This window comes from Stenomitos frigidus ULC18, from assembly GCF_003003795.1.
Classification (GTDB): domain Bacteria; phylum Cyanobacteriota; class Cyanobacteriia; order Leptolyngbyales; family Leptolyngbyaceae; genus Stenomitos; species Stenomitos frigidus_A.
Genome location: NZ_PVWK01000007.1, coordinates 1 through 6,079, shown reverse-complemented (window position 1 = coordinate 6,079; position 6,079 = coordinate 1). Strand labels below are relative to the sequence as shown.

General features: G+C 56.8%; 6 protein-coding genes. 1 reads left to right on the top strand and 5 read right to left on the bottom strand.

All coding sequences use genetic code 11. The annotated features are described in order from the left end of the window. Positions 1-310: 310 nt before the first annotated feature. The 5 genes from C7B82_RS00690 to istA form a co-directional block, all read right to left on the bottom strand. Positions 311-937, bottom strand: coding sequence for a LysE/ArgO family amino acid transporter (locus C7B82_RS00690; protein ID WP_181357289.1), 627 nt, complete (start codon positions 935-937; stop codon positions 311-313). 48 nt (positions 938-985) lie between these two features. Next, complete coding sequence (locus tag C7B82_RS00685) at positions 986-1,756, bottom strand: 2OG-Fe(II) oxygenase family protein (protein ID WP_146141011.1); 771 nt, start codon at positions 1,754-1,756, stop codon at positions 986-988. Between the two features lie 282 nt (positions 1,757-2,038). Continuing rightward, positions 2,039-2,281 carry a site-specific integrase gene (locus C7B82_RS34515; protein WP_219903857.1) on the bottom strand — a complete coding sequence of 81 codons (243 nt, stop codon included), beginning with the start codon at positions 2,279-2,281 and terminating at the stop codon, positions 2,039-2,041. Beyond that, a complete protein-coding gene (gene istB / locus C7B82_RS00675; RefSeq protein WP_106254395.1) occupies positions 2,274-3,026 on the bottom strand; it encodes an IS21-like element helper ATPase IstB in 753 nt (250 codons plus the stop codon). Before istB ends, C7B82_RS34515 begins: the two co-directional genes overlap by 8 nt. A 2-nt stretch (positions 3,027-3,028) precedes the next feature. Further along, complete coding sequence (istA, locus tag C7B82_RS00670; protein WP_106254394.1) at positions 3,029-4,561, bottom strand: IS21 family transposase; 1,533 nt, start codon at positions 4,559-4,561, stop codon at positions 3,029-3,031. A gap of 360 nt (positions 4,562-4,921) precedes the next feature. Between istA and C7B82_RS00665 the strand changes: the two genes are divergently transcribed. Continuing rightward, positions 4,922-5,956 carry a hypothetical protein gene (locus C7B82_RS00665; protein WP_106254393.1) on the top strand — a complete coding sequence of 345 codons (1,035 nt, stop codon included), beginning with the start codon at positions 4,922-4,924 and terminating at the stop codon, positions 5,954-5,956. The last annotated feature ends 123 nt before the right edge of the window (positions 5,957-6,079 follow it).

The window sequence follows — 6,079 nt, the reverse complement described above, 5'->3', positions numbered from 1 at the left end:
TGCGTATTTCGGTCGCTGATGGACACTCAGTTCGGTTTCTCTTGGACAGCGGGAACGGTGGGAACTGGACACCCGGTTCGGCTCCCTTGGACACGCGCAGTTTGCTACCAGTTGGCATCGATTCTGCGGCGCCCAGTTGCCATGTAGGTTGTCAGGGTAGATGTGCGGCCGCCAAGAGTTCAGCGTTCGGCGGCCAAAACGGCCAAAACGGCCAAAACGGCCAATGCTCGCACGGCTCAGCTCGGCCATCGGTCGCAGACGTCAACATAGCGCATACGCGCTCAATATCTGGTGAGTGATCCGAGCTGCGTCACCGCCAAGGGTAGTCTGCTAACAGTTTCCCAGCCAATACAAACATGGATATGAAGACTAGGATGTCCAATCCCTGCCAAACACGTGGGTTCCGGAACATTGGAGCAGCGAGGCGTGAGCCTACCGTCAACGCGATGAACCATAGGAATGAAGCCACCACCGCCCCACTTGCAAAGAAAAATTTATCCGCTCCAATTTTGATTGCACTTATTGACCCGATGACCAATACTGTATCAAGCCAGGCAAAAGGTGAAAGAAGCGAATGAAAAATTGCGCCCTTAACAACATAAGCGCGCGTCATTGGTGCATGAATAACACCCAGTTCACCAACCGATGTTTGCCCAAGATATGCCGACTGCAAAGCTCGAATACCAAAATAAATCAAATAAAGAATGCTTACGGTCATTGTCAGCACCATAACCCAACGATTCGCAGTGATGACCGCCCCGAGTCCAACCACGCCTAACATAATTAACATCGCATCCGAGAGAGCACAGATCAACACCAAAACAACTGCATTGCTTCCGGCAAGATTGTTTTTGATTACAAAAGTATCCTTGGGTCCAAGCGCTATCAACAGACCTGCTCCAAGAATGAATCCCTCGATAAGTTGCAGGTTTAACACATTAGTCTCGGTAAAAAGTGGAGAGGGCGAAGGCCCTCTCCAAATGCATTAGATCAAGGGGGTGTTTCCGAAGGCGCGGTGACTTTCATCAGCGAACGCGGCAACGTTGATAGGGTTCTTTCCCAACAATGTGGTGTACGAGCGCTGGAGATCTGGGATGGCAAAGTACACCAACGACTTGCGTGCAAGTTCCATCTTCGGGTTTCGAACTGCGTGATACATGGTGGGAATTTGCCCATCAGAAAGTAATGTCAACAAAGAGCCTGTGATGACGATGACTTCATCGTCTGCCAAGTGCACAGGGATTTCCCTGTCGTTGAGAAAAATGACCAGTCCATCGCGAGTTGGTTTGATCAACGTGATGAGATGGCCGTCTTCATGCCTGTCTTGCAAATAGGTGCGGTCGTCCTCTTGGTATTTGCGCTCGTACATACACAGTTGTATGTAGGAGCTATCACGAATAGTCACTTGCTCCTCATTGCGGAAAAAATCCCACAAACTTGTGACGATGCTCTGAGCTAAACACGAAAGTTCGGCTTCACTATTCACTATGTTTTGGTATGCGGGCGTGTGAATAAACGGGTGCCCTGCATGAAGCGCTCGGTGGTGGTGCCAGTAGCAAAAACGATCGCAAAGGTCGACGTTATCTGTGTACTTAGCGTGCTCCCCACCTTTGGGCAGAAAGCCGTCTGTTCGATCAGGAAAACAAAAGTCAGCTTGCACGTCCTCCGGAACTCGCGAAATCTCATCCAAAGCGGACCACACAGCCTTTTGAGCCGATGTCGTCATTTTTACGATGGCATAGCCATGCGTGATCAAAGAAAGTACGGAACGCGCAGGTGATCACTATGCGCATTTCTAACAACCATCTTCTCGTGCGTGACAGCAGAAAAAGTAGTAACAGAACTCATTTTCAGACTCCCTGAAACCGGCAGAATTGCCGTCCGTCATGACATCACCAAGCCATGACTCTTTCGTGTCCAACGTCATGCGTGTATGGATGACAAGGCCGTTTTGCGTCCCGTCTTTCATCACATTTGGGGAACGTACGCGGTCACGCTGCGCTGCACATTGAGTTTTTGATCGCCAACGACCTCGCTATTAGCGAACCGACCAACGGTGAGCCTGCGAGGTTGTGTCATGGCGCGTGTCGTCCTCGGCATGTAGGTAGGTGTTGGTTGTCGAGATATTCGCATGACCGAGGTTGTCACAAACGACTTTGAGGTCCACCTGATTGCTTTGGTGGGTTCCAGCCGTGTGGCGCATCCAGTGGGTCGATGCCTGCTCGATGTGTGCGGCCGCTTCCGACTTGGGATCACCGAGCAGGCGCAGTATCTCAGCCAAGATTCAAAGCGGCCCGCCCCCTGATTTTGCGCATCGATTCACCCTTCAGCTGAACCCGATGCGCTTGATGCACAACGCGATCAAGAACCGCATCCGCGACGGTTGGATCAGGGAAGAAACCGTGCCAGGTGTCCGAGGGGTACTGACTGGTCAAAAGCAGAGATCCCGTTCGCATGCGCCGGTCGGCAACATCGAGCAGGACCTGCGCTGCGGTTGGGGACATCTCCCCGATTCCAAAGTCGTCAAGGATCAGCAGGTTGGGTTTGTAAAGGGCTGTTTTGAGTTTTGGCAGCGAGGCATCGAGCACCGCTTGACCGATGCTGGTGAAAAGGTCGTTGGCCACGTAGAAGGCCACGGTCATTCCCAGCCGGCAGGCCTGGTGGCCGAACGCCGACGCTAGCCAGGTTTTACCCACACCCGTGGGCCCGAGGATCATGAGGTTCTGCTTTCGCGTGATCCAGCTGCAATTGACCAACGTTGACATCAGCGCCTTGTCCAGCCCTCGACTTGCACGCGCGTCATAGTCTTCAAATGCGGCAACTTCCGGAAAGCCGGCCGATTTCACGAGGCGGTTGAGCTTGCGGGAATTCCGGGTGGAGACTTCCGACTCAAGAAGCAAACCAAAACGATCGTCAAACGCGAGATGTTGCAGCTTGGCCTGCTCTTGCTGAAGTTCGTAGGCTGTCGCCATGGCGTTCAGGCGCAGTTCGCGCAACTTGTTCAAGTTCTGGATATCGGTGTTCATGTTTAATCTCCGAAGTATTGGGCGCCGCGCAGGTTGTCGTGCTCCATGCGGGGCGGCGGCATGGCTGCACGAGGCCGCAGGTCCGCCTGGTTGGTCAGGATCGAGGTGATGCTGCGCAGCGAAGTGATGTTCAGTGGGAGTGCGTAGCGGCAGACGGACTCGAAGCGATCCTCGCCATGGTCCCGCGCCAGATCACGCATGCGTCGGGCTGCGCGCATGCCATTTGCGGGATCGCGCCGCCCGTTGAGGTGGTAGCCGATCATTTCTTGCGCGCTGACGCCCACCGCAGTGGCCCATTGCATCAACGCCTTGGGCTCGCCTTCCAGAACACGCTGGTGGGCCACGGGCCGATGTTCAGGCAGCGTTGTGCTGTTGCCTGGCTCAGCGAGCAGCGCGTGAAACGCTACCCGGCGGCCACCTCGAAACACCTCCACCATGGACGCGGTGGTGCGCAGGTCGACGCGCTCTCCAGCCAACTGGGAGGGAACTGAGTAAAAGCAGCGCAGGTGCTCTACGTGGTGGTCATTGCCCACGCGGACTTGATAGCGCCAATCGCACAACTCGAAGCGCTTTTGCACAAGCGGCTTGAGCGTGGCGCGTTCATCGCTTTCAAACCTGCTGCGCCGACAGCCTGGCAGCTTCTTGAACGGATGCTCGTTGAGTTCGTGGTTCAACCGGCGCAGCTCGTTGTTGAGCTCGTCGATGCTGAAAAAGACCCGATCGCGCAGTTTGAACAGTATCCAGCGCTGCGCGATCTGCACTCCCACCTCTGCTTTGGACTTGTCCTTTGGGCGCCTTGGCCTGGCGGGCGCAGGAGCCGTGTCGTAGTGGTGGAGACAGTCGCGGTAGGTCGGGTTGATGACCAGTTCATCGCGGCTGCGGCGCCAGACAGCGGCTTTGAGGTTGTCACTGACCACCCAGCACGGTGCCCCCTCCAAGAACTCGAAGCACTCGACGTGGCACTGCACCCAGTCACCTGTTGTCTGGGTGGGGACCGCGTGCACAAAGGTGTAGTTGGAATAGCCAAGCACCGCGATGAAGATCTGTGCGAACCGAGAGGGGCCGCCTGCAGGGTCTCTGATCTCCACGGTCCTGCCAGCGAAGTCCACAAACAACTTGTCGCCAGGCCGGTGTACTCGGCGCATCACTACGTGAAGATTCTTTCTCCAGGCCCGGTATCCGACCGCGAACTGGGTGTAGGCCACCCCCTCGGGGCATGTTTCCCTCCACTCGCGCCACAGCTGCTCCATGGTCGCATCGGGGCGTTGCATTTCCGTGTGCACCCACTGCCAGTCGGGCAGAGGCTTCCGCTGCGCAATGGAGCGGTCGTGCGTGCCAAGGGTGTCTCGCCACTGATCGTCGTCAAGCGGCGCTATCGCTGACCATTCGTGCGCCTGATTTCGAAGCATTCGGCGGAAGCTGCCGATCGTGGAAGGCGACATGCCCACGGCGCCGGCGATGGCGCGGTCAGAATTGTTGGGATCGTAATAGTGCAGGCGGGCGATTTCCCGCTGCAGGTGAATTGGAATGCGCATGGACTCACTTCTTGCGCAGGGCGGGAGGACGCGCTGCAGGGACGAGTTTGCCCAGCACGCCCAGCACTTGACGTGCCGAACGCTGCGACCGATACTCCATGCCACGAGATCTTTCCAAATCTTGCTGGCCCCGGCCGGACAAAAAAGCCTGAGCTGTAACTCGGGCTTTTTCGTTTCTGGACGTGTAGTTTTTTTGCTCGGTGAGGCTCCTGGTTGCTGTTGATATGACGGCGCGACGCCATCGACGTTGCGCGCGTTGTCGATATCCCCGTCCACGTTGCCGAAACAAGTGTCCACGTCGCCGAAAGGAACGTTTGGGCCGTCAAAACGGCAAGCTCGACACTTGGATCGGCACGCCGAATGCGCGGATCGGCCATCGTACGAAAGTCGATCACGCCAAACTACTGGGCTATCTGGACACTTGAAATGCCGCTGTACCTCGACGACGCAGTGCCGCCATCCATTCCCCGAGCTTTCCTGGACGTTCTGCTCGATGGCTACACGTTCTTCGGCGAGGAGGCCGTGAACCCAGCCATGGTCATCGGTCTACTGCGTGAACGCTTGCTGCCGCTCTTGCCGGATGTGCACAAGTCACTATTTGATCTACGGGGGCAGACCAGTTGGGATAGCCTCTGGCTGCTCTACGCGAACTTGGCAACTGCCAGTGGTGGTAACGACAAGCAGCTCATGGCAAGCGCTGCTGTCGTGAGCATCTTCGTGCGGCACACCACTCGCCCGCCGCGCGAAGTTGAGTTTCCAGCTCACTTGGAATTGGCGTCATTCGCGCGGATGGCTGACGTGCTGGGCCTGCCCAAGGCACATCCACACGTGGGCGCACAAGAAGTCGCTGCGCCACTTTATGCTTTCTGCCGGTACTGCTGGCTGCCGCAGCGCTCACGCAGCGTGTGCGAGAACCATTCCACCAACTCTATGTCTCGGGACAAGGAGGGTGGTCCAGTTTGCGCCGTGGCCACCCACAAGCAGGTACAGCGGTTACGACCCGCTTTTGAGAAGGAACTGCGCCGCCTGGTAAGCGCCGAGGAATGGCAGTTTCACGAGTCCGAGTTCAGCTTGGCGGTCATGGTGCCGCCATCAGGACTTGGCAGCTGGTTGAAGGAGCGCCGGCCTGCTCTGTCGCAACAGCTGGAGGCTAACGGTCGCAAGGGTGAAGTGCGTCTGCTGCCCGCTTTGCTACAGGTCCTGTATGGGGACAAAGGGGTAGATGTGGCGCAGGCTGTTGGAGGATCAGTGCACCTGCTCACCCCTGCTACTGCCAGAGCGGAGGCCTGGCTTTGCGCATGGGAAGGCAGAGCGAGTTGGGGCGGCCAACGACGGGGTGCAGGCAAGGCTGCGGCGCCTAGCAGGATAAAGGACACCACTCAGCCCAACCAGTGAGTTTTCAACAATCGATTGACTATGGTGAGTTTTCCACGGGGGGTAAATGAAGCTCACTGACCGCGGTGCCGAACGCTGTGTCAACGGTGCCGAACTTGATGTCCATGAAGACCGAAATACGCA

Coding starts and splice junctions, on each gene's coding strand:
- istB (WP_106254395.1), bottom strand. CDS start 3,026: ATGAACACCGATATCCAGAACTTGAACAAGTTGCGCGAACTGCGCCTG.
- istA (WP_106254394.1), bottom strand. CDS start 4,561: ATGCGCATTCCAATTCACCTGCAGCGGGAAATCGCCCGCCTGCACTAT.
- C7B82_RS00665 (WP_106254393.1), top strand. CDS start 4,922: ATGCGCGGATCGGCCATCGTACGAAAGTCGATCACGCCAAACTACTGG.